The sequence below is a fragment of the Streptococcus sp. 1453 genome (assembly GCF_013276955.1).
Taxonomy (GTDB): domain Bacteria; phylum Bacillota; class Bacilli; order Lactobacillales; family Streptococcaceae; genus Streptococcus.
In genome coordinates this window covers 125,180-147,698 of record NZ_VMLZ01000002.1, presented here as the reverse complement: position 1 = coordinate 147,698, position 22,519 = coordinate 125,180, and the positions used below count along the sequence as shown (strand labels likewise).

Here is a 22,519-nt window from a genome sequence, read left to right as displayed (position 1 = left end):
ATCTATTTATTCGGAAAAGAAAGTCTAGTGCAGAAGTCATGCTATGGAAACAGCTAGTGTATTGGAAGTTTGAACAAGGCTTGGGTAACAGACTTTTGAATGAAGTCCAAGCAACAAGGAGAAATCTCAACCATGAGTCCATTCCATGACTCTGTTGCTCTAGAAAACCTTGCAATAGTCAAGTGATAACGAATAAAACTTTGGATTGAAATATCCCCATGATTATCTATTACAAGGAGAAATCTCAACCTTTATCATTTTTAAAGAAATACATGTAAATCTCTACTTTCGCAAAATTGATTTTCAGAACAGTATCCCAGTATAGTTAAAAACTATAAAAAAGAGGGGACCCCCTCTTTCTTCAATTCATTTATTTGACGGCTTCTTTCAAAGCATCTACCTTATCCAAACGTTCCCATGGAAGGTCAATATCTGTACGTCCCATGTGTCCATAAGCTGCTGTTTGACGGTAAATTGGACGCTTAAGGTCCAGCATTTGGATAATCCCTGCAGGGCGAAGGTCAAAGATTTGACGAGCTGCTTTTTCAAGTTTACTTTCAGCTACTGCTCCTGTACCAAAGGTATCGATACGGACAGAAACAGGCTGGGCAACACCGATAGCATAGGCCAATTGCACTTCTGCCTTCTTAGCCAAGCCTGCTGCAACAATATTCTTGGCAATATAGCGAGCTGCATATGAGGCAGAACGGTCCACCTTAGTCGCATCCTTACCAGAGAAGGCACCACCACCGTGACGAGAGTAGCCACCATAGGTATCCACGATAATCTTACGACCAGTCAAGCCTGAGTCTCCTTGAGGTCCACCGATTACAAAGCGACCAGTTGGATTGATGAAGAATTTTGTTTGCTCATCCAAGTAAGAGGCTGGAATAACCTCTTTGATAACCTTGCTAATGACATCATTGTGAATTTGTTCGTTACTGACTTCTGGGTCGTGCTGAGTAGAAATAACGACTGTGTCCACACGTACTGGACGGTCATTTTCATCATACTCAACTGTAACTTGTGATTTAGCATCTGGGCGAAGATAGCTGATTTCCCCAGACTTGCGAAGTTCTGCCAGACGACGAACCAATTTATGACTGAGTGAAATTGGCAATGGCATGAGCTCTTCTGTTTCATCCACAGCAAATCCAAACATGAGACCTTGGTCTCCAGCACCAATCAAGTCCAGCGGATCTTGATCTGCATTTCCACGAACCTCCAAGGCTTCGTTAACACCTTGGGCAATATCTGGTGACTGCTCAACAAGTGACGGATGGACTCCCACCGTTTCAGCAGAAAAACCATACTCTGTATTGGTGTAACCAATCTCTGCAATGGTATCACGAACCACACGGTTAATATCCACATAGGCATTTGTAGAAATTTCACCAAAAACGTGGACAGATCCAGTATATACAGCTGTCTCAGCAGCAACGTGCGCCTCTGGATCTTTAGCTAAAATAGCATCCAAAATCGCATCCGAAATTTGGTCTGCAATCTTATCTGGATGCCCCTCAGATACAGATTCAGACGTGAATAATTTACGTTCTGACATAAAAATGTCCCCCCTTAAAAATAGTGTTATAGAGTTACAAAGTACTGGTAGGTATTTCTATAATCTAAGAGTTACTAGCTTCAGAAATAAAAACGATAATTTTTTATTTCTGAAGCTAATAAGGCGCATAGGGTGACCGCCTTATAGCGGCAACCGTAGAATGACGAACGACTTTTGAGCCGTCAGTCTTTGCGAGTTGCGACTCGCAAGAAAAAATAGAAATACCTACCATCTTATCGGGACTATATAACTTTATCATTATACCATTTTTAATCGCAATTTGCAGTCTTTAATGTGGTATTTCGGTTTAGATAGTTCGTTCTCATAAAGCAAAAAGTTGGAGCTCAGTACTCCAACGATTTCTATTAAAATGTTTGGCGTTTAGCTTTACGCTCGGCACGACCGCGAGCACGATTTTCGGCACGCTTGGTCTTACGGCGCTTTTCATCAACCGCCCATTGAATTTTCTTCTTATAACCCGGTTTGACTTTTTTCTTTTTCTTTTTAACCAGACCAATCATTTCAATATCAAGCTTATCTTGTTTTTTCTCACGGTTTGCACGACGATCACGGTCATAGGTATCTTGAAATTCCCCGTCTTTAACCATCTTAGGAGTAAACTTGATTCCCAATTTCTCCAACTCACGGATATCCGAGTCATCGCTTGGCTGATAAAGGGTAATAGCTGTACCAGCTAGGCCATTGCGTCCAGTACGACCAACACGGTGCACAAAGAAAGATAAGTCTTGCGGAATGGCATCATTGATGACATGACTGACACCTTCAATGTCAATTCCACGCGCTGCCAAATCTGTTGCGACAATATACTCAAAATCCAAATTTTTCACCTGGTTCATGATACGTTTGCGCTCACGAGGAGGAATATCTCCATGGATTTTTGCTACCTTCAATCCTTGAGCAGTCAGATATGAGTGCAATTCATCAGCACGTGTCTTAGTGTTGACAAAAATCATTGCCAAATAAGGCTGCATCAACTGAGTCAACTGATAAATTTGAGCATTCTTATCACGTCCCTTAGTAGAAATCAACCAATTATCAATAGTGTCAGAAATGACCGTTTTGGTCTTGATTTTCTCCATAACAGGATTTGACAAGTATTTTTTCAGGAATGGTTGCAACTTTTGTGGAATAGTCGCTGAGAAGACCATGAATTGCAGGTCTTTTGGAAGGCTGCCAGCAATCTTATCAACAGTTTCCAAGAATCCCATATCCAAGGTCATGTCTGCCTCATCGACCACAAAGGTCTTAGCCTTGTGAATAGCCAAATCACCAGATTTAACCAAGTCGTAGATACGGCCTGGTGTTCCAATAACAATATGAGGCTGATTGCTTGCCAATTTTTCAATCTGGCGAGCCTTATCAGTACCACCCACGTAATTAACCACACGAACTTCTACTTCTGAGTGAGTAGCAATCTGACGGGCTGCTTGGTAAATTTGAGTAGCTAATTCACGGCTCGGTGCAGTAATCACTACTTGTACACTATCGCTAGCTTCATCTAATTGCTGGAAAATCGGTAACAAGAAAGTGTGGGTCTTACCTGAACCTGTTTTTGATTCTCCAACCAAATCTCGGCCTGCCAAGACAATGGGAATCAACTTATCTTGTACCTCTGTTGGAGTTGTAAATTTCAACTCCTGCAAGGCTTCTCTAATATAGTTTTTAAATTGAAATTTCGTAAATGACATACTATCCTCGATTCTATCTATCCTATCAATTATACCACATTTTATTCCATTTCAGTAGCCTCACTTATTTATACTCAATGAAAATCAAAGAGCAAACTAGGAAGCTAGCCGCAGGCTGTACTTGAGTACGGCAAGGTGAAGCTGACGTGGTTTGAATTTGATTTTCGAAGAGTATTAGGCTATTTCCAGTAGCTTTTCTAATCAGAAAAAGGCTGGAATTTTATAATCCCAACCTCTTTTCATACTCAATGAAAATCAAAGAGCAAACTAGGAAACTAGCCGCAGGCTGTACTTGAGTACGGCAAGGCGACGTTGACGTGGTTTGAAGAGATTTTCGAAGAGTATCAGTTATTATTTCCAGTTTAAAATAGCACTCAAGCCATAGTGATCACTCACTTGCGGACTCGTGTTACCATCAAATACGACATGTAAATTTTCCACCGCTAACTCCTTGCTAGTAAAAACATAGTCGATCCGAAGGGGTTCTGTGTTCCCTTTCCATCCATCAATTTCAGGTGGAACAGTATAGCTACCGCTTTTCTCTTGAGCAACTTCAAAAGCGTCTTGTAAGCCTAATGGACTAGCTAAAATAGCTTGGTAGCCTTCCCGACCAGCTGGGTTGTTAAAATCTCCAGCGAGTAAAAGTGGCTTGTTCAATTCTTTCAAGACATCCTCAAATCGTGCCCATTCTTCTTGGAAACCTTTATCCCACCAAGAAAGGTGGACACTTGCAACTGCAAGCTCCTTACCATCAACTACAGTTTCAGCCAAGGCAACACGGCGAGTATGATAGTCTGTTGGATCATCCACATCTGAAACCAAAATTTCTCTGGCTTCAATAGGTGTTTTAGACAAGATAGCCACACCTTCGTGGTAGCGATCATAACCGATATGGTTATAGGCCCAAGTCCAGTAGTAATTTTTCTCTTGCTCAGATAACTTTTCAACCAAGAGTCTAACATAGTGATCTTGGTGAATAGGCTCAGATGCTGGCAAAGCTTGATAAAGGTCATTGACCTCCACCTCTGGCGATGTGATCTCCTGATTGATTTCTTGGAAACAAATCAAATCATAGTCTTTTTCAAGAATATCCTCAAGCAAAATCTGGAATTTTTCCTCTGCTTCTTTCTCCATCCAACTGTGAGTATTGAGTGTTAAAAATTTCATGCTTTTCTCCCAAAATAAGAGGTTGGAATACAGCTTCCAACCTCAAGTATATTACAATTCTACTTTAGCAACTGCTGTTTTAGCTGCAAGAGAACCTGTTTTTTCTAATTTAACTGATTTAATTGCATCACCATTTGTGAAGACAACTACTGTTGAAGTTTCACGTCCTGCTGCACGGATAGCATCCAAGTCAGCTGTGACAAGGAGATCTCCTGCTGCAACTTTTTGTCCTTCAGCAACATGAACTGTAAATGGTTTACCTTCAAGACTTACTGTGTCCAAACCAATGTGAACCAATACTTCAAGACCTGCTTCAGTCACAATACCAAGAGCATGTTTTGTTGGGAAGATGCTTGATACAGTACCTGAAACTGGAGATACAATGTTTCCATTTGCAGGTTCTACTGCAAATCCATCACCCATCATTTTTTGAGCAAATACTGGATCTTTTACTTGTTCCAAAGCAACAACTTGACCGTCAGCTACTGAGTAGACTTCCTCTGTTACACCTTTGTAGTGTACAGTGTTTTGTTGTGCTTCTGTCATTTGACTTGGAAGAGTTTCAGGAATGATTTCACCTGAATCAAGGATATCTTGGATATCAGATTTCAATACGTCAGCTTTTGGACCGTAGATAGCTTGAACCCCTTGTCCTTTCATGACAAGACCCATAGCTCCTTCTGCTTTCCATTGCTCTGCATTTCCTACTTTATCTGCATCTTTAACAGTAACACGAAGACGAGTCATACATGCGTCCACATCAACGATGTTTGCACGTCCACCAAGAAGGTTGATAATGTTTACAGCTTGAGAGCCTGCTGCAACTTTCACTTCGCTGCTAGATTCTTCTGAACCTTCAGCAGTTTCGTAGTTTCCGTTACGCCCTGGAGTTGCGTAGTTGAATTTTTGAATCATGAAGTTTGCGATAAAGTACATGATTACAGCAAAGAGAACAGTTACCCAAACGAAGTTAATGATATCCATACCGATACCAGCACTGATTGCAATAGGTGTACGAGTCAAGAACTCGATTGAACCGAATGAGTGCATACGTAGGTTTACGACGTCAGCCATAGCAAAGGCAGCACCTTGAACAAGTGAGTAAACAAGATACATAGGTGTTGCAACGAACATGAACATGTATTCGATTGGTTCAGTAACCCCTGTCAAGAATGTTGCAAGAGCTGTCGCAATCATCATACCTTTGTATTTGTGTTTCTTGTCAGCATCAACATTACGGTAGATAGCCACAACCACACCCATCAAGATACCGAATGAACCAATCATTTGTCCAACTTTGAAACGAGCTGGGTGAACAGTATCTAACAAGTGTTGGTATTGACTAGCATCAGTACCTTTAAGGTTTACAAGGTCTGTTACCCATGCAAGCCAAAGTGGATCTTGACCAAATACTTGGCTACCTTTTGCTGCACCAGTTAAGACTTCATAAGTACCACCAAGAGCTGTGTAGTTCATTGGGATAGTCAACATGTGGTGAAGACCAAATGGCAAGAGCAAACGTTCCAATGTACCATACAAGAATGGTGCAAGGATTGGAGCAGTTTCTTGTGAGTTGGCAATCCAGATACCAAAGCTATTGATACCAGTTTGCACAAGTGGCCAGAAAGCAGCAAGTACAATTGCAGCAATTATTGAACGAAGAATAACTACAAATGGTACAAAACGTTTTCCGTTAAAGAATGAAAGTGCATCAGGAAGCTTACGGAAGTTATAGTATTTATTGTAAGCAGTTGCTCCAATAAAACCAGAAATAATCCCTACGAATACACCCATGTTAAGTGCTGGAGCTTCCATAACACTAATGAAGTAATCAGCAACTTTGATTGATCCACCAAAGAGAGTTGTTACCATAGCTTCTGGATTCTTCAACATGTCTCCTGATACGCCAAAGATTGTACCAGTGATACGGTTGATTAGGATAAAGGCAAGACCTGCCGCAAACGCACCACCAGCACGTTCTTTAGCCCAGCTTCCTCCAATAGCGAGGGCGAACAAGATATGAAGGTTAACGATAACCCCCCAACCGATTTGCTCTAGTACACCACCAGTAATAACGAGTGGTGCAAAGGTTGGGTTAATCATCACGATAGACTTACCGATTGAAATCATCAAACCAGCAGCCGGCATAACCGCGATAACCACCATCAAAGCCTTACCGAATTTTTGCCAAAATTCGAAAGACAAGACATTTTTGAATGTATCTTTCATCATTCAAATCTCCTTTATTTTTATTTAGGCAAACGTTTTACGAAAACGTTTGCACCTTTTATGATTTAATTATACCACTTTAATTTTTTTTGTAAAGGCTTTTACAAAAAAAATTACACTTTTTTCAAAAATTTTTCTAGTGCCAAATTTCAAGTTCAAGTTACCCATCAAGAAGTTTTCTCTGGGGGACTTCTTTATACTCTTCGAAAATCTCTTCAAACCACGTCAGCGCCGCCTTACCGTATATATGTGACTGACTTCGTCAGTCTTATCTACAACCTCAAAACAGTATTTTGAGCATCCTGTGGCGAGCTACCTAGTTTGCTCTTTGATTTTCATTGAGTATTAGAAGTCCCTTTTCAAAAACTCTTGTAGCAAAAAAAGGAGATTTTACAACCTCCTCATAAAAATAATTATTTTACCTAAATCTTCAAGAATCGACGCATGGATATTCCTGATCCCAATGAACCAATGAAAATCCCAATCACAAATAGTAGGGCAATCATCAACGGACTAAATAAATCTGGACTAATCATGGATAGATTTTGCCCTACCAACGATTTATTGACAGATTGGTAAACCATTTGATAAACAATAAAGACCAAAACAGATGGTGCGATAGCTCCCAATAAACCGATAAAGGCTCCCTCTAACAAGAACGGTCCACGGATATAACTGTTTTTAGCTCCGACCAAGCGCATGATTTGAATTTCGCGACTGCGGGAAATAATGGTAATACGAATGGTATTTGAAATCAAGAAAACTGCGACAAAAATTAACAAAGCAGCAATCCCTAGTCCCCAAACACGGATAAATGAAGCTAACTTGAAGAGTCTTTCTGTATTGGCACCGCCATCTTGAACCTCAGAGACACCTTCAATTTTTTTAGCATCTTCGGCTATAGTTTTTACATCATTTGGAGTATTTGCCTCTACAATATAGGCATCATAGAGAGGATTGGCATCTCCTTCAAAGATTTTCCAGTTATCTCCCATTGTCTCGGTTAACTTTTCATATTGTTCTTCTTTACTTGAAAAGGTAACACTCTTAACCGTAGACATGTTCTTCAAAGAATCATATACCTTGTGGTAGTCATTATTTGTAACAGTTTGACCTTCTTTTTCAATTGTCTGACTGTTATCTTCCACATCCTTTCGGATATAAACTACTACACGGACATTATTTTCAATATCTGTAGCTAGTTTCGCTGTATTGAAAATAACAGAAGCAAATATTGCCACCAAGGTCAAAGTAATCATGACTGAGCTGACAGCAGCTACTGTCATCCAACCATTTCGTTTCAAACTTTTTAAGGCTTCAAATAAATGGCGAAAAAATCTACTAATCATCGTATCCATACTCTCCTTTTGATTCGTCACGAACAACACGACCATTTTCAATGGCAATGACACGGTGGCGCAAGGTATTTACAATCTGGCTATTATGAGTCGCCATCAAAATAGTTGTCCCTTGTAGGTTAATCCGTTCCAAGAGATTCATAATTTCCCATGAATTATCCGGGTCCAGGTTTCCTGTTGGTTCATCGGCTATCAATACTTTGGGATTATTTACAATGGCACGTGCAATCGCAATCCGCTGTTGCTCTCCACCTGAGAGCTCATTTGGGAAAGAACGAACCTTATGCTTCAACCCAACCAAGTCTAAAACTTCCATCACACGTTTTTTGATATTACGGCGATTTTCCCCAATTACTTCCATAGCGTAAGCAATATTTTCATAGACCGTTTTCTTTGGCAAGAGTTTATAATCCTGGAAGACAACCCCAACACTACGACGTAGAAGCGGGACGTCTTTCTTTTTGATCTTAACCAGATTAAAACCAGCAACTGATAGGCTTCCTTTATCGATTTTTACTTCACGATACAGAGAACGAATAAAGGTTGACTTCCCTGCTCCTGAAGGTCCTACGATGTAAGCAAATTCCCCTGGTTGAACGCTGACCGAAACACCGCGTAGGGCAGTCGTTCCGTTGTCGTATTTTTTGACGACATCTCTCATTTCAATGATTGACATGTGACTTCCTTTCTTTCTTAGCTGATTCGCCACTTGAGGTAGGCATCGATAAAACCATCTAGGTCCCCATCCATAACCTTATCTACCTGAGCAACCTCAAAGCTAGTTCGGTGATCTTTTACCATAGTATAAGGTGTGAAGACATAAGAACGGATTTGGCTTCCCCATGTGATCTCCTTTTTCTCACCTTTGAGAGAATCTACCTCCGCAGCCTTCTTCTCTTGCTCCATTTGATAGAGCTTAGCCTGCAACATCTTCATGGCACGATCTCTATTTCCATACTGGGTCCGATCCACTGTTGATTGGACAACAATTCCAGTTGGAATGTGGGTCAAACGTACACCTGTTGAAACCTTGTTGACGTTTTGTCCACCGGCACCACCTGAACGGAAGGTATCCATCTTGATGTCATCTTCACGGATTTCCACTTCAATAGTATCATCCAATTCTGGCATCACTTCTACAGATGTGAAAGATGTATGGCGACGTTTGGCAGAGTCGAACGGCGAAATTCGCACCAAACGGTGCACACCCATTTCTGACTTGAGAAGGCCATAGGCATTAGGCCCTTCAAATGATAAGGTTACTGACTTGATACCAGCTTCATCTCCTGCTTGGTAATCCAATACTTCCACTTTAAAGCCTTTAGCATTACCATAACGAGTATACATACGAAGCAACATATCGCCCCAGTCCTGCGCCTCAGTACCACCAGATCCTGGATGGATTTCCAAGATGGCATTGTTGTGGTCATAAGGTTCTGACAAGAGTAGAGTCATCTCATAGCTGGTCATCATCTTATCAAGTTCGGCTAACTGCTCTACCAGTTCTTCTTGAACCGACTCGTCTTCTGCTAAAAAGTCCAATAAAATTTCAACTTCATCCTGCAACTCTTCCATCTTATGGAAGGTGTTGTAGGTGTTTTTTAATTCATTTAATTCTTGCGACGTTTTTTGGGCCGCGATATTATCGTTCCAAAAATCAGGTTCTGTCATCTTGTTTTCCAAGATGGCAATCTCTTCCTCTAGCCCTTCGAGGTCAAAGAGACCCCCTGAAAGAAGCTAATTTTTCACGATTTGCGTCAATTTTCTGACGAATTACTGAAATGTCCATAAATACTCCTTTTTGCATCATTTCATTATAGCATATTTTATCATTTCTTTCCATCTTTTGCTATAATCCCTTTTTTATGAAAAAAGAAGCCTTTCGGCTTCCCTTCTTACAAGACTTTTGCTGAAGTGCGAGTGATTTCTTCCACTTGAATACCATTTGCTTCAAATTTTTCTTTCAAGGCTGGTAAATCAATTGATCCATCGATTTGCACTTCGATAATCACCTTACCATCCTTACGCGGAATATTGACTGTATGGGAGATATTCAAATTTTCTTCAACGATTAGAGAAACAATCTTACCAAGAACGCCAACTTCATCTTCTGTAACAAAGCGCACACGAATTCCTTCCTCACCATAACCAGCAATTTCGAGAAAGGCTTGGAAAACGTCACGATCCGTAATAACACCATAGACCTGATGGTTATCTACGACAGGAAGAATACCAATCTTGTTTTTCAACATCAGATAAGTTGCATCTTCTAGACTCGCATAGCCTGAAACAGTGACAACATCGCGAATCATGACATCTTTTACTTTTGTCTTATTTAGAAGATAATTCATCTCATAGATAGAAAGACTGGTTGCTTTTGATGGGCTAGCTTGGGCAATGGTTCCCTCAGTTACCAAACCAACCAATTGATCATTTTCGATAACAGGCAAGCGGTGCAACCCTTGCTCTCTCATCAAATCTGCTGCATGAGATACTGTTGTATCTGGACTAATATAAACTACCTTGCGGGTCATAAAATCTTTAACTGCCATGAGACTTCTCCTTTTCTATTCTTATCCCTATTATACAATCTTTTTGTAAATCTATCAAACGCTTACATTTCTTTTTCAAAATTCAGAAAAGTATGAATAAGCTAGCAAAAAGAGCTCTAAAATCGAGCTCTGTGAATGAAGGTAAGAAACGTTTCATTCGATTTTATTTCAAGAATCAGAAGCTAACTTTCCAGTGTAGATGAGAATTGCTTCGCAATCTAAATATGCTGGATAAAATAATTGCTTCGCAATCTTCATCCGCCGACTAAAACAATCCACTGGATTTGATGATTGCTTCGTAATCCTCATCCACCGACTAAAAAGATCCCCCGGACTATATTGATGGTTACTTCGTAATCTTCATCCACCGACTAAAACAATCCACTGGATAAGATAATTGCTTCGCAATCTTTATCTACAACCTAAACTAGTCTCCCAGACTATGCTATGATTGCTTCGCAATCTCTATCCACCGATTAAAAAGGTCCCCCGGACTATATTGATGATTACTTCGTAATCTTTATCTGCAACCTAAACTAGTCTCCCAGACTAGTTTAGCCACCCAGATATGCTTTTCTGACTTCTTCTGATGAAGCAAGTTCTTTTCCTGTTCCTGATAGGACAATTTTTCCTGTTTCCAGTACATAGCCTCGGTCAGAGATTGCGAGTGCCTTATTGGCATTTTGTTCAATCAAGAGGACAGTTGTTCCTTGTTTCTGGATATCTTGAATGATATCAAAAATCTCTTGAATAAAGATTGGGGCAAGTCCCATTGATGGTTCATCTAAAAGAAGAAGTTTTGGCGTTGACATAAGAGCGCGTCCCATGGCAAGCATTTGTTGTTCCCCTCCTGAAAGAGTGGCTGCGTCTTGGTTCTTACGTTCTTCAAGACGTGGGAAGCGTGAGAAAACTTTCTTTAAATTAGCTTGATTTTCTTCACGATTTTTCTTTAAGAAAGCTCCCATCTCTAGATTTTCCATAACAGTCAAGCCAGGGAAGACGTGGCGTCCTTCTGGAACTTGTGAAAGACCACCTGCCACGATTTTCTGAGCTGGCATTTTTTGGATTTCTTGACCTAAAAATTCAATCTTTCCTGAACTTGGTCGAACTAAACCAGACAAGGTACGGAGAATGGTTGTCTTACCAGCACCATTGGCACCGATAAGGGAAACAACTTCTCCTTCATTCACTTCAAAGCTTACATCACGGACTGCTTGAATCATACCATAATGCACAGAAAGATTATCAACTTTTAACATAGACATTAGGCTTCACCTCCTAGATAAGCTTCGATAACGCGTTTATTGGTCTTAATTTCATCTGGAGTTCCTTGAGCAATCAAACGACCATATTCAAGTACGTAGATACGTTCTGTTACTTCCATGACCAGATTCATATCGTGTTCAATCAGCATGATTGTAATCTTAAATTCATCTTTGATGCGACGAATTAACTCAGTCAATTCCGCTGTTTCCTGTGGGTTCATACCTGCGGCTGGTTCATCTAAAAAGAGAATTTTAGGTTCCGTAGCGAGGGCACGAACAATTTCCAAACGACGTTGTTGTCCGTAGGCAAGATTTTTAGCTAGAGTTTCTGCATCACCATCCAAATCAAAGATTTTCAGCAATTCCAAAGCTTTAGCTTTTAATTCTTTTTCACTCTTGTAAAAAGCTGGTAAGCGTAAAAAACTAGCAAAAACATGTTGTTTGTGATGGTTGCCAAAAGCAATCAAAACATTGTCCAAAACTGTTAAATCTTTAAAGAGACGGATATTTTGGAAAGTACGTCCAAGTCCCAAAGAAGCAATCTTATAAGGTGCCTTTCCATTCAAAAGGTGACCATCAAGGGTAACTGTTCCCTCACTTGGTTCATAAACACCGGTCAAAAGGTTGAAAAGAGTGGTTTTCCCAGCTCCATTTGGACCGATTAGTCCAACCAGTTCCCCTTCGTTCAATTCAAGAGTCACATCTCCAACAGCTGTTAGACCGCCAAAATGTTTGGTTAACTGTTTTACTTCAAGTAATGCCATTAGTTTTGTTCCTCCTTCTTAGATTTTTTAAAGAAACGTGATAGGCTCAATTCCCATGTCCCAAGGAGTCCACCTGGTCTGAAAATCATTACCAATACCAAGGCCAAAGCGTAAATAATCATACGCACACTAGCAACATCTTGGAGAAGCATATTCAAAATTCCCAAAACAATAGCCGATACAATCGCACCTGTAATTGAACCAAGTCCACCAAATACAACAATGATCAAAACGTTGATTGAGTTGATGAAGGTGTAATCTTTCGGTACAACTGAACCGATAAATCCTGCCTGAAGTGACCCTGCAATACTTGCAGTAATGGCACCAAAGACAAAAGCGATGATTTTAATTTTAGTCGTATTAACCCCAACTGACTCAGCAGCGATTTCATCTTCACGAACGGAGAGGGTTGAACGACCAATTGGACTACGCAAGAAGTTCAAGGTTGCAATGGTTGTAATCACGACAAAGAAGTATACCATTTGCCAAGTTGTAAAGTTAGGAATTCCCAAGATACCTGCCGCACCATTTGTAATGCTTCCACCATTGATGATAAAGATACGGATAATTTCAGAAACACCGAGAGTTGCTACTGCAAGATAGTCCCCCTTCAAACGCAAGGTTGGAATTCCGACAAGTAAGGCAACTGCTCCTGAAAGCAAAGCGCCTATAATCATAGCTCCAAAGAAGGCACCGTAGGTTGGTGATTTAGAACCAATAATAGCTGCAGCATAGGCACCAATCGCCATGAAACCAGCATGACCAAGTGAAAATTGTCCTGAAAAACCAACGATTAAGTTGAGACCAACAGCAAGAATAATATTAATTCCAATTTGTTGTAAAATCTGTACATAGAATAGATTGAGTACTCCGACTGAAACCAGTACACTAATCAATCCATAGCCAGCTAACAAAAGGAGTAACCATAGAATATTAACTTTTAAATTTTCCTTCATCGTTTACACCTTCTCTTTCACATTTTTACCAAGGATACCAGCTGGGCGGACAATCAAGATCAACAACAAGATTCCATAAACAATGGCATCACGGAAGTCTGACATTCCAAAGGCTGTCGCAAAGGTTTCCAATAGACCAATCACAAAGCCACCAAGAGCCGCACCAGGAATAATTCCGATACCACCAAGTACTGCAGCAACGAAAGACTTAAGACCTGGAGTAACCCCCATCAAAGGCTCAAGAGAGTTATAATAGAGGGCAATCAGAACACCAGCCGCACCCGCAAGAGCTGAACCCAAAGCGAAGGTAAAGCTGATCGTACGGTTTACATTGATCCCCATCAATTGTGCCGCATCGCTATCTACAGATACAGCACGCATGGCTTTCCCCATCTTCGTTTTTTGGACAATGACCTGTAACAAAATCATCAAAATCAAGGAAATGGCCAAGATCATTAACTGCACGTTTGTTAGGCTAACTGGTCCCAAATCATAGCGAACTGTTTGAATCGCTTGAGGAAAGGCACGAGTATTGGCACCAACCAGATAGACCATGCCATACTCCAATAGGAAAGAAACCCCAATAGCTGTAATCAAAACAGCAATACGAGTAGAGTGACGCAAAGGTCGGTAAGCAAGGAACTCAATCACGACACCAAGAATAGCTGTCGCTAGCATGGCTACAATAAGCGCTACAAAGAAATTCATTTGGAAAGAATTGATCAAGAAATAACCGATAAAGGCTCCCATCATATAAATATCACCATGGGCGAAGTTGATGAGCTTGATAATTCCGTAAACCATGGTATATCCTAGTGCTAACAGGGCATAAACACTACCTAGAATCAAACCATTTACTAGTTGTTGGAGCATAAGATTCACTCTTTCTATTTATAATTTCGAGGGTTTTCCCTCAATTTTTGATAGGTTCTTATACTCAATAAAAATCAAAGAGCAAACTAGGAAATTAGCCACAGGCTGTACTTGAGTACGGCAAGGCGACGTTGACGCAGTTTGAATTTGATTTTCGAAGAGTATTAAACATCGAAACAGGGAGTGAGTCAAAGGCTCATTCCCTATTTCAACATTTTTCGATTATGGTTTTACAACTTCTGCTGCTTCAACCTTACCATTGTTCATGGTCATCATGTAAGCAGTTTTGACTGTGTTGTGGTCTGCATCAAAGCTTGTTTGACCAGTTACACCTTCAAAATCTTTTGTTTTAGCAAGGTTATCCTTGATTTCACCAGAATTTTTAGCACCTTTTGCTGCATTTGCTACAAGGTGAACTGAGTCATAAGCCAAGGCTGCAAATGTTGAAGGCTCTTCATTGTACTTAGCACGGTAAGCATCAAGGAAGGCTTTTGCTTTAGCTGAAACTTCTACAGTAGTTGAGAAGCCTGAGATAAAGTAGATGTTTGATGCTTTTTCAGCAGTTGCTTGTTGTACAAACTCTTCACCGTTGAATCCATCACCACCAACGATTGGTTTGTCAATTCCCATACCACGCGCTTGGTTTACAATTTTACCAGCTTCAGTGTAGTAACCAGGGACGATGATAGCATCAAAATCTTTCCCTTTCATTTTTGTAAGGGCTGCTTGGAAGTCTGTGTCACCTGCTACGAAAGTTTCATCTGCAACGATCTCACCCTTGTAAGCTTCACGGAAGGCTTTGGCAATACCTTTAGCATAGTCACTGGCATTGTCAGTGTAAAGAACAACTTTCTTAGCATTTAATTTTTCAGAAACATAGTTTGAGATAATTTTTCCTTGGAAGCTATCTTGGAAAGTTCCGATAAAGAGGTAATCTTGACCTTTAGTCAATCCATCTTGAGTCGCACTTGGTGAGATCAATGGAACACCTGCTTTTGTAGCGTTCGCTACCGCAGCTGCAGTTGCACCAGATGTCGCAGGTCCTACGATTGCTGATACTTTAGATTGAGTTACAAGGTTAGTTGTTACTGAAGCAGCCTCTGCTGTTTCAGACTTGTTATCTTTATCGACTACTTCGATTTGTTTTCCATCGATACCACCTGCTGCATTGATTTCATCAACAGCCAATTGGGCACCTTTTTGTTCAGATGTTCCGTAGGCTGCTACGGCACCAGTTTCCTCGAAGTTAAATCCGATTTTGATTGTCTTTTCCTCTACTGAGTTACCAGCAGTGTTGACTGCTCCAGACTTCACTTCTCCACAGGCTGCAAGAAGTGCTACACTTGCAAGCGCCACAAACGATAGGGCAAATTTTTTCTTCATCTTTTTTTGTCTCCTTATTTCTTAAATAGTCTGTTAAGAATATACCGAATTATCAGAAAATTGTCAACACTTTTCTTTAATTTTTTATCTGATAACGTTTTCTTCTCGGTAAAGATTGCCCACAAAGGGTGTTTCCAGCTCTTGGATATGACAAACTCTGACTTTTTTTATAAATTTTTCCTTACTCAAGCGCCCGACCAATTGCTCCACTTCTTGAGTTGGAACATAGAGTTGTAAGTAACGATGTTTCTTGGAATGATAGGTAATATCTCCATAATCCTGCAGTTTTTTGGCATCACGATTATAGTAAAGATAGATAATCAAGCCAGATCGATTGACTTTTTCAAACATGATAAATCCTCTTTCTAAGAAATCTCTCCCTATTATACCAAAAAAAGCAAACCCAGTCGAGTTTGCCTTCTTTCATCATTAGTTCAATGAATTGTTGGCCATGATTTCATCAATAAAGCCATATTCGAGTGTTTCTTGGGCACTCATCCAGTTATCGCGTTCTGCATCTGCATGGACTTTTTCGATTGACTGACCTGAATTTTCAGCCAAGATTTTTTCCAAGGTGTTACGAGTTTTAAGCAAGTGTTCTGCAGCGATCGCCATATCAGTTTGTTGGGTACCACCACCTGTACCACCCATTGGTTGGTGAATCATGTATTCAGCATTTGGAAGCATGAAACGTTTGCCTTTTGCTCCACTTGATGCGATGACTGTTCCCATAGATGCAGCCATTCCCATAACGATAGTTTGGACATCTGACTTGATAAAGTTCATGGTATCAACGATTGCCAAACCAGCTGAAACGGAACCACCAGGTGTATTGACATAAAGGTAAATATCTTTTGTACTATCTTGGGCGTCCAAGAAAAGCAATTGGGCAATAACAGAGTTAGCCATATTGTCTTCAACTGGACCTGTTAGCATAATGATGCGGTCTTTGAGAAGACGTGAGTAAATATCGTAAGAACGTTCTCCACGACTTGTTTGTTCAATAACTACAGGAATCATTTATTTCTCCTTTTGAGTTTTATTTTTGTTGGTCAAATGACTAAAGATAAGACTATTATAATATCTTGGTCAAAAAAGGTCAAATTTTTGCTCTGTTTTCATTAGACAGAAACAAAAATTCAACCTCCTTTCGTGACTGGAAATCCTTTTCCAAGTCATTCTTCTTTTAATTTTATTTCGTACCGAACAAGCGGTCTCCAGCATCTCCAAGACCTGGAACGATATAACCGTGTTCGTTCAAGCGTTCATCCAAGGCTGCTGTAAAGATTTCTACATCTGGATGAGCTTCTTGAAGGGCTTTTACACCTTCTGGAGCAGATACAAGGCAGACAAATTTGATATTTGATGCGCCACGTTTTTTAAGCGAGTCAACAGCCAAGATTGCTGAACCACCTGTTGCCAACATTGGGTCTACTACAAAAATTTGACGTTGGTTAATGTCCTCAGGCAATTTCACCAAGTATTCAACTGGTTGAAGCGTTTCTTCATCACGGTACATACCGATATGACCAACTTTGGCAGCTGGAACCAAGCTCAAGAGACCATCAACCATCCCGATACCTGCACGCAAGATTGGAACGATGGCCAATTTCTTACCAGCCAATTGTTTTTGAACTGTTTTTGTGATTGGTGTTTCGATTTCCACATCTTCTAGTGGAAGATCACGAAGTACTTCATACCCCATCAACATTGCAATCTCATCTACTAGCTCACGAAAAGCTTTTGTAGAAGTATCTGTACGACGCAAGATTGACAATTTGTGTTGAATCAGTGGGTGATTAATAACTTCAATTTTTCCCATTTTTGGAGTTCCTTCTTTCAATTTATTCTTCTTATTATACCAAAAAACGGTTTAAAAATCTTTCTAAACCATTTATTTTTGATAATTTTTACATTAAATCTGCCTCTTTAAGAGCTGCTTGTACTGTCTCAAGTGGTAGATGGGTCAATTCTGTCCCTTTTTCTTGATAAAGGTATTGGGCATAGTCATCCATTCGGTACTGGTTGATATAAACTACGCGCTTGCAACCGACCTGCAACAATTGTTTCGTGCAATTCAGACAAGGAAAGTGTGTCACATAGGCTGTAAAGCCTTTAGGAACACCACGCTCAGCACCTTGGAGAATTGCATTAACTTCAGCGTGAAGGGTGCGAACACAGTGGCCTTCAATGACCAGACATTCGTGGTCAATACAATGCTCAGTCCCTGACACCGAACCATTGTAACCAGTGGAAATTACCTTATTATCCTTTACCAGAATCGCACCCACTTTGGCACGTTTACAAGTGGAACGATTGGCAATTAGTAGGGCTTGGGCTGCAAAATACTCATCCCAGGCTAGTCTTTTTTCAGTCATCTCTTTTCTCCTTTTTCTCTATTTTTTAAAAAATGGTAACCGTAAATCTGCAATCTTTTCAGCTGGTACCTTCATGCCATCCTTGATCCATTTTAGGAGGACAGAGACGATGGCTGAACTCCAAAAGGAATGAAGATAAGAGCTGACACCTTTTGATTTTCCATGGTATTTTTCTAGAAATTCCTGCATGGCTTGGACAAAGATTTTTTCCAGATGGTAATCCAAGGCCAGTTGAATTACTCTGGCTTCCTTTCTTGCTTCTCGGAAAAGGTGAACCCAGACCAGATAAAGGTCTGTCTTTAAATCATAATGGTGCAACTGTTCCATGATGTTGTGGACACTCCGTTTAAAGACACTCTCTAAAATTTCCTCTTTGGAATCATAATTACGGTAAAAGGCCGCACGCGAAACGCCTGCACGTTTGACCAATTCAGAAATACTAATCTTGGTCAAGTCCTTTTTTTCCAAGAGTTGTAAGAGGGCTGTTTCAATGGCTTCTCTAGTTAATAAATTGGATTCTTGGTTTGATTTTCTGAGATTTTCAAGAGACTTTTCAGAGATTCTACGTTCAGACATAACATTTTCTTTCTACTTGTCACAACAGACGGATGAGGCTTTTGTTTCAAGGGCTTTCATGATATAATTGTAAAAAAAGACAGAACCTTTGTCAATGTATAACTGACAAAGATGGAGAATTTCTATGACTTGGAAGATTATTGCTGACTCTGGTTGTGATTATCGTCAGCTGCCAACACCAGCTATTGACACGACCTTTGTAAGTGTTCCTTTAACCATTCAAGTAGCTGATCAGGTCTTTGTTGATGATGCCAGTCTTGATATTGACCAAATGATGGAAACCATGTATGCAACCGCAGAAGCTTCAAAATCGGCTTGTCCAAGTCCAGATGATTATTTGCGAGCATTTGAAGGTGCCAAAAACATTTTCCTAGTAACCATCACAGGTACTCTTTCTGGCAGTCACAATAGTGCTCAACTGGCCAAGAATATTTATCTGGAAGAACATCCTGATACTAAAATTCATGTAATTGATAGTTTGTCTGCTGGTGGGGAAGTTGACTTGCTCGTAGAAAAATTGAATGACTTGATTGACCAGGGCTTATCTTTTGAAGAAGTGGTTGAAACTATCACTGCCTATCAAGAAAAAACCAAGTTACTTTTTGTCCTAGCCAAAGTCGATAACTTGGTGAAGAACGGCCGTTTGAGCAAGCTTATCGGTACGGTCGTTGGCCTTCTCAATATCCGTATGGTTGGAGAAGCTAGTGAAACTGGAACCCTTGAATTGCTACAAAAAGCACGAGGGCCAAAGAAAGCGATTCAAGCAGCATATGAAGAGTTAGTGAAAGCAGGATATACTGGTGGCCGTATCGTCATGGCCCAACGTAATAACGAGAAATGTTGTCAACAGCTCTCAGAGCGAATTCGCGAAACCTTCCCACAGGCGGATATTAAAATTCTCCCGACATCTGGTCTCTGCAGTTTCTATGCAGAAGATGGCGGTTTGTTGATGGGATATGAAATCAACTAAGATCATTAGCAACAAGAGATGTCGAGCATCTCTTGTTTTTTTGTGGTACAATAGAGCTATGAAACATTTTGATACTATCGTCATCGGTGGAGGACCTGCTGGAATGATGGCTACAATTTCCAGTAGCTTTTATGGACAGAAAACCCTCCTCATCGAAAAAAATCGGAAACTTGGAAAAAAATTAGCTGGGACTGGTGGGGGACGTTGCAATGTAACCAACAATGGTAGCTTGGACGACCTGCTAGCTGGCATCCCTGGAAATGGGCGCTTTCTCTACAGTGTCTTCTCCCAATTTGATAATCATGATATCATTAACTTTTTTACTGAAAATGGTGTTAAACTTAAGATCGAAGACCACGGACGCGTCTTTCCTACTAGCGACAAATCGCGAACCATTATCGAAGCCTTGGAAAAGAAAATCACTGAGCTAGGCGGCCAAGTTGCTACTCAAACGGAGATTGTTTCGGTTAAAAAGATAGACAACCAGTTTGTCCTTAAATCCACAGACCAAACTTTCACTTGTGAGAAACTCATTGTCACAACTGGTGGGAAATCCTATCCTTCTACTGGTTCGACTGGTTTTGGTCACGAGATTGCCCGCCATTTTAAGCATACCATCACCGAGCTTGAGGCTGCTGAAAGTCCTTTATTAACAGATTTTCCACACAAAGCCTTACAGGGGATTTCGCTGGACGATGTGACCCTAAGCTATGGTAAGCATGTCATCACTCACGATTTGCTCTTTACCCACTTTGGTTTGTCAGGCCCTGCTGCCCTGCGTATGTCCAGCTTTGTCAAGGGTGGGGAAGTTCTCTCACTCGATGTTTTGCCTCAACTTTCTGAGGAGGGCTTGGTTGTTTTTTTAGAAGAGAATCGGGAAAAATCCTTGAAAAATGCTTTAAAAACCTTGTTACCAGAACGCTTGGCAGAATTTTTTGCGCAAGGCTATCCTGAAAAAGTCAAACAGTTGACTGAAAAGAAACGAGAACAACTTCTCCAGTCTATTAAGGCCCTCAAAATCCCTGTGACTGGTAAAATGTCTCTTGCCAAGTCATTTGTTACCAAGGGTGGTGTCAGTCTTAAGGAAATCAACCCTAAAACTCTGGAAAGTAAGCTGGTACCTGGCCTCCACTTTGCTGGCGAGGTCATGGATATCAACGCCCACACAGGTGGCTTTAACATCACTTCTGCCCTCTGTACTGGCTGGGTTGCGGGATCAAATCTAATCTAAATCTAAATTATTCAATGGCTAAACCAACTCCAAAAGAAAGGAAGTCCTTTGGAACATATTATCTTGTTAAGAGGAGTTACTCCTAATGGGAAAAATGCTATCCCGAAAATGTCTTATCTAGTAGATATCTTGACAGAAGCTGGTTTTCAACAAGTTCGAACCTATATTCAAAGTGGGAATATCATTCTTGAAAGTGACTTAGATTTAGAAAAAATACGAGAACGTGTTCATACTCTGATAAAGGAAAAAATTGGGGCCGACTTAAAAATGGTAATCAAGAACAAAAGTGATTTTAAAAAAATTGTCCAAGAAAACCCGTTTGGAGAACACTATCTTTATGACCGTATACACGTGATTTTTTATCAAGAATCTATTCAAAGTCTCCCTTTAGAAAAATTGAAAATTGATTACGGTGAAGAAGAAATTTGTATCGGTAACCATTGTCTTTACCTCTATCTCCCTAGAACTGCAAAACAAAAGAAACTCCATACCAACTATCTTGAAAAGCTTTTTAATGTAGATTTGACCATGCGAAAACTAAATGTAGTAGAAAAATTATTAAGCAAGTAGTGCTTGAATTTAGTAAAAATCGGAAGATCACTCCTCCGATTTTATTTTGTCTGAGTTTGGACATAGTGGGCAATGGCATCTGATGTGTACTGGGCTGTTCCTGGGCCAAATTTGTCAATGTTTTCCTTAAACTCTGGATTATAGACATAGCCTTTTCCAATATAACCAAAGACCTCGATAGAGCAGTCAAATCCATAAGTACGGATGGCTTGCAAGAGTTTGGCTGCTTCTTCTTGATTTTCGGATGCTGTTACAGGTAGACCAGCTTGAAGATTTTGTGCCAAGGCTTGAAAGACTTGATTGAAGGCAGCCGTAGCTTCGTCTTCGTGACCTTTCTGGCGCTCCAGCGCTTGATCCATGACTTCTTGTCCATATTTCTCTACCGCCTCTTGGTGGTATTTTTGATGGTCTTGGTAGTTAAATCCAGCAAATTTCTCTTGAATGCTCATTTCTCTTTCTCCTTTTTGTTCTTGAATGGTTTTTTGCAAGGTTGAAATCAAGGTATCCAGATATTCCCTTTCTCGAGTCAAATAGTCCAACTGCCTGGTCAAATGAGGCAATAAATCTTCCCTTTCTTCCTTTAATAGTTCTGCTATTTTTTCTAAAGAAAAACCTAGATATTTGTAATAAAGAATAACCTGAAGGCGTTCCAAATCCTCCTGATTATAGGTTCGATAGCCATTTTCCGACTTTAAAGGAACCAAAAGTCCTATCTTATCGTAGTGGTGTAGGGTCTTGACAGAGACGCCCGAAAGCTGGGCAGCTTCTTTTATATGGTACATGATTTCCTCCTTACAATGATAGTATAACCCCTCCCCTTAGGTCAGAGTCAAGCGATTTTGCGAAATTTTTTACTTTATCATAACATGAAAATGGTTTTCTTGACAGACCTTAGAAAACATGATAGGATAGTCAAGTCTATCAATCAAAAGAAACGCTCACTTTGAGTACTGATGAGGCTAGTTGCCAAGGGCAGT

Annotated in this window: 22 protein-coding genes; 3 read left to right on the top strand and 19 right to left on the bottom strand. The window is 40.3% G+C overall.

The genetic code is table 11. From position 1 onward, the window contains the following. Positions 1 to 370 precede the first annotated feature (370 nt). From metK to HW098_RS01490, 18 genes are all read right to left on the bottom strand, one after another. Positions 371 to 1,561, bottom strand: a complete 1,191-nt coding sequence (gene metK / locus HW098_RS01575; RefSeq protein WP_050142778.1) for a methionine adenosyltransferase — start codon at positions 1,559 to 1,561, stop codon at positions 371 to 373. Positions 1,562 to 1,926: 365 nt separating this feature from the next. Continuing rightward, complete coding sequence (locus HW098_RS01570) at positions 1,927 to 3,270, bottom strand: DEAD/DEAH box helicase (RefSeq protein ID WP_176139064.1); 1,344 nt, start codon at positions 3,268 to 3,270, stop codon at positions 1,927 to 1,929. A 351-nt stretch (positions 3,271 to 3,621) separates the two neighbouring features. Further along, positions 3,622 to 4,437: an endonuclease/exonuclease/phosphatase family protein gene (locus tag HW098_RS01565; protein ID WP_176139063.1), complete on the bottom strand. Its 816-nt coding sequence runs from the start codon at positions 4,435 to 4,437 to the stop codon at positions 3,622 to 3,624. A gap of 51 nt (positions 4,438 to 4,488) precedes the next feature. Then, positions 4,489 to 6,669, bottom strand: a complete 2,181-nt coding sequence (locus tag HW098_RS01560) for a PTS transporter subunit IIBC (RefSeq protein WP_176139062.1) — start codon at positions 6,667 to 6,669, stop codon at positions 4,489 to 4,491. A gap of 419 nt (positions 6,670 to 7,088) precedes the next feature. Next, positions 7,089 to 8,015 carry a permease-like cell division protein FtsX gene (gene ftsX, locus HW098_RS01555; protein ID WP_000625541.1) on the bottom strand — a complete coding sequence of 309 codons (927 nt, stop codon included), beginning with the start codon at positions 8,013 to 8,015 and terminating at the stop codon, positions 7,089 to 7,091. Then, the gene (gene ftsE, locus HW098_RS01550; RefSeq protein WP_000022265.1) at positions 8,008 to 8,700 is read right to left on the bottom strand and encodes a cell division ATP-binding protein FtsE; all 693 of its coding nucleotides are present in this window, start codon (positions 8,698 to 8,700) and stop codon (positions 8,008 to 8,010) included. Before ftsE ends, ftsX begins: the two co-directional genes overlap by 8 nt. 17 nt (positions 8,701 to 8,717) lie before the next feature. Continuing rightward, positions 8,718 to 9,813, bottom strand: a protein-coding gene (prfB, locus tag HW098_RS01545) for a peptide chain release factor 2 (protein WP_100127798.1) whose coding sequence is annotated in 2 segments (ribosomal slippage) — positions 8,718 to 9,740 and positions 9,742 to 9,813 — 1,095 coding nt in all. Because the reading frame shifts where the segments join, the coding sequence is not laid out codon by codon here. A 106-nt stretch (positions 9,814 to 9,919) separates the two neighbouring features. Beyond that, a complete protein-coding gene (locus HW098_RS01540) occupies positions 9,920 to 10,576 on the bottom strand; it encodes a CBS domain-containing protein (RefSeq protein ID WP_000268665.1) in 657 nt (218 codons plus the stop codon). Positions 10,577 to 11,130: 554 nt separating this feature from the next. Then, the gene (locus tag HW098_RS01535; protein ID WP_000062200.1) at positions 11,131 to 11,841 is read right to left on the bottom strand and encodes an ABC transporter ATP-binding protein; all 711 of its coding nucleotides are present in this window, start codon (positions 11,839 to 11,841) and stop codon (positions 11,131 to 11,133) included. Next, positions 11,841 to 12,605 (bottom strand): ABC transporter ATP-binding protein, encoded by a 765-nt coding sequence (locus HW098_RS01530; RefSeq protein WP_001185995.1) that lies wholly within the window; start codon positions 12,603 to 12,605, stop codon positions 11,841 to 11,843. Before HW098_RS01530 ends, HW098_RS01535 begins: the two co-directional genes overlap by 1 nt. Beyond that, positions 12,605 to 13,561, bottom strand: coding sequence for a branched-chain amino acid ABC transporter permease (locus HW098_RS01525; protein WP_176139061.1), 957 nt, complete (start codon positions 13,559 to 13,561; stop codon positions 12,605 to 12,607). Before HW098_RS01525 ends, HW098_RS01530 begins: the two co-directional genes overlap by 1 nt. A gap of 3 nt (positions 13,562 to 13,564) precedes the next feature. Next, complete coding sequence (locus HW098_RS01520) at positions 13,565 to 14,434, bottom strand: branched-chain amino acid ABC transporter permease (RefSeq protein WP_000941427.1); 870 nt, start codon at positions 14,432 to 14,434, stop codon at positions 13,565 to 13,567. Positions 14,435 to 14,656: 222 nt separating this feature from the next. Further along, entirely contained in the window at positions 14,657 to 15,817 is a 1,161-nt protein-coding gene (locus HW098_RS01515; protein ID WP_050236908.1) for an ABC transporter substrate-binding protein, read from the bottom strand. An 84-nt stretch (positions 15,818 to 15,901) separates the two neighbouring features. Beyond that, positions 15,902 to 16,168 carry a YlbG family protein gene (locus tag HW098_RS01510; RefSeq protein WP_050223575.1) on the bottom strand — a complete coding sequence of 89 codons (267 nt, stop codon included), beginning with the start codon at positions 16,166 to 16,168 and terminating at the stop codon, positions 15,902 to 15,904. A gap of 78 nt (positions 16,169 to 16,246) precedes the next feature. Beyond that, the gene (gene clpP, locus HW098_RS01505) at positions 16,247 to 16,837 is read right to left on the bottom strand and encodes an ATP-dependent Clp protease proteolytic subunit ClpP (protein WP_057487259.1); all 591 of its coding nucleotides are present in this window, start codon (positions 16,835 to 16,837) and stop codon (positions 16,247 to 16,249) included. Between the two features lie 172 nt (positions 16,838 to 17,009). Continuing rightward, positions 17,010 to 17,639, bottom strand: a complete 630-nt coding sequence (gene upp / locus HW098_RS01500) for a uracil phosphoribosyltransferase (protein ID WP_000515975.1) — start codon at positions 17,637 to 17,639, stop codon at positions 17,010 to 17,012. Between the two features lie 88 nt (positions 17,640 to 17,727). Continuing rightward, positions 17,728 to 18,195, bottom strand: coding sequence for a cytidine/deoxycytidylate deaminase family protein (locus tag HW098_RS01495; RefSeq protein ID WP_000136973.1), 468 nt, complete (start codon positions 18,193 to 18,195; stop codon positions 17,728 to 17,730). An 18-nt stretch (positions 18,196 to 18,213) separates the two neighbouring features. Then, complete coding sequence (locus tag HW098_RS01490) at positions 18,214 to 18,771, bottom strand: TetR/AcrR family transcriptional regulator (protein ID WP_000004132.1); 558 nt, start codon at positions 18,769 to 18,771, stop codon at positions 18,214 to 18,216. Between the two features lie 124 nt (positions 18,772 to 18,895). On the opposite strand from HW098_RS01490, the gene HW098_RS01485 reads away from it, so the two are divergent. Genes HW098_RS01485 through HW098_RS01475 form a run of 3 tightly spaced genes read left to right on the top strand, consistent with a single transcriptional unit; the run spans position 18,896 to position 21,542 of the window. Continuing rightward, the gene (locus tag HW098_RS01485) at positions 18,896 to 19,741 is read left to right on the top strand and encodes a DegV family protein (protein WP_176139060.1); all 846 of its coding nucleotides are present in this window, start codon (positions 18,896 to 18,898) and stop codon (positions 19,739 to 19,741) included. 58 nt (positions 19,742 to 19,799) lie between these two features. Next, entirely contained in the window at positions 19,800 to 20,972 is a 1,173-nt protein-coding gene (locus HW098_RS01480; protein ID WP_176139059.1) for an NAD(P)/FAD-dependent oxidoreductase, read from the top strand. 48 nt (positions 20,973 to 21,020) lie between these two features. Next, positions 21,021 to 21,542 carry a DUF1697 domain-containing protein gene (locus tag HW098_RS01475; protein WP_176139058.1) on the top strand — a complete coding sequence of 174 codons (522 nt, stop codon included), beginning with the start codon at positions 21,021 to 21,023 and terminating at the stop codon, positions 21,540 to 21,542. 41 nt (positions 21,543 to 21,583) lie between these two features. Here the strand turns inward: HW098_RS01475 and HW098_RS01470 are convergent, their stop codons facing one another. Next, positions 21,584 to 22,324 (bottom strand): MerR family transcriptional regulator, encoded by a 741-nt coding sequence (locus tag HW098_RS01470; RefSeq protein ID WP_176139057.1) that lies wholly within the window; start codon positions 22,322 to 22,324, stop codon positions 21,584 to 21,586. Positions 22,325 to 22,519: the final 195 nt, after the last annotated feature.

What these genes read in the sequence shown, in the direction of transcription:
- upp (WP_000515975.1), bottom strand. Translation starts at nt 17,639, where the DNA reads ATGGGAAAAATTGAAGTTATTAATCACCCACTGATTCAACACAAATTG.
- ftsE (WP_000022265.1), bottom strand. Translation starts at nt 8,700, where the DNA reads ATGTCAATCATTGAAATGAGAGATGTCGTCAAAAAATACGACAACGGA.
- HW098_RS01570 (WP_176139064.1), bottom strand. Translation starts at nt 3,270, where the DNA reads ATGTCATTTACGAAATTTCAATTTAAAAACTATATTAGAGAAGCCTTG.
- HW098_RS01565 (WP_176139063.1), bottom strand. Translation starts at nt 4,437, where the DNA reads ATGAAATTTTTAACACTCAATACTCACAGTTGGATGGAGAAAGAAGCA.
- HW098_RS01530 (WP_001185995.1), bottom strand. Translation starts at nt 12,605, where the DNA reads ATGGCATTACTTGAAGTAAAACAGTTAACCAAACATTTTGGCGGTCTA.
- HW098_RS01480 (WP_176139059.1), top strand. Translation starts at nt 19,800, where the DNA reads ATGAAACATTTTGATACTATCGTCATCGGTGGAGGACCTGCTGGAATG.
- HW098_RS01515 (WP_050236908.1), bottom strand. Translation starts at nt 15,817, where the DNA reads ATGAAGAAAAAATTTGCCCTATCGTTTGTGGCGCTTGCAAGTGTAGCA.
- clpP (WP_057487259.1), bottom strand. Translation starts at nt 16,837, where the DNA reads ATGATTCCTGTAGTTATTGAACAAACAAGTCGTGGAGAACGTTCTTAC.
- HW098_RS01560 (WP_176139062.1), bottom strand. Translation starts at nt 6,669, where the DNA reads ATGATGAAAGATACATTCAAAAATGTCTTGTCTTTCGAATTTTGGCAA.
- HW098_RS01510 (WP_050223575.1), bottom strand. Translation starts at nt 16,168, where the DNA reads ATGTTTGAAAAAGTCAATCGATCTGGCTTGATTATCTATCTTTACTAT.
- HW098_RS01520 (WP_000941427.1), bottom strand. Translation starts at nt 14,434, where the DNA reads ATGCTCCAACAACTAGTAAATGGTTTGATTCTAGGTAGTGTTTATGCC.
- HW098_RS01495 (WP_000136973.1), bottom strand. Translation starts at nt 18,195, where the DNA reads ATGACTGAAAAAAGACTAGCCTGGGATGAGTATTTTGCAGCCCAAGCC.
- HW098_RS01540 (WP_000268665.1), bottom strand. Translation starts at nt 10,576, where the DNA reads ATGGCAGTTAAAGATTTTATGACCCGCAAGGTAGTTTATATTAGTCCA.
- metK (WP_050142778.1), bottom strand. Translation starts at nt 1,561, where the DNA reads ATGTCAGAACGTAAATTATTCACGTCTGAATCTGTATCTGAGGGGCAT.
- HW098_RS01525 (WP_176139061.1), bottom strand. Translation starts at nt 13,561, where the DNA reads ATGAAGGAAAATTTAAAAGTTAATATTCTATGGTTACTCCTTTTGTTA.
- ftsX (WP_000625541.1), bottom strand. Translation starts at nt 8,015, where the DNA reads ATGATTAGTAGATTTTTTCGCCATTTATTTGAAGCCTTAAAAAGTTTG.
- HW098_RS01485 (WP_176139060.1), top strand. Translation starts at nt 18,896, where the DNA reads ATGACTTGGAAGATTATTGCTGACTCTGGTTGTGATTATCGTCAGCTG.
- HW098_RS01470 (WP_176139057.1), bottom strand. Translation starts at nt 22,324, where the DNA reads ATGTACCATATAAAAGAAGCTGCCCAGCTTTCGGGCGTCTCTGTCAAG.
- HW098_RS01535 (WP_000062200.1), bottom strand. Translation starts at nt 11,841, where the DNA reads ATGTCTATGTTAAAAGTTGATAATCTTTCTGTGCATTATGGTATGATT.
- HW098_RS01490 (WP_000004132.1), bottom strand. Translation starts at nt 18,771, where the DNA reads ATGTCTGAACGTAGAATCTCTGAAAAGTCTCTTGAAAATCTCAGAAAA.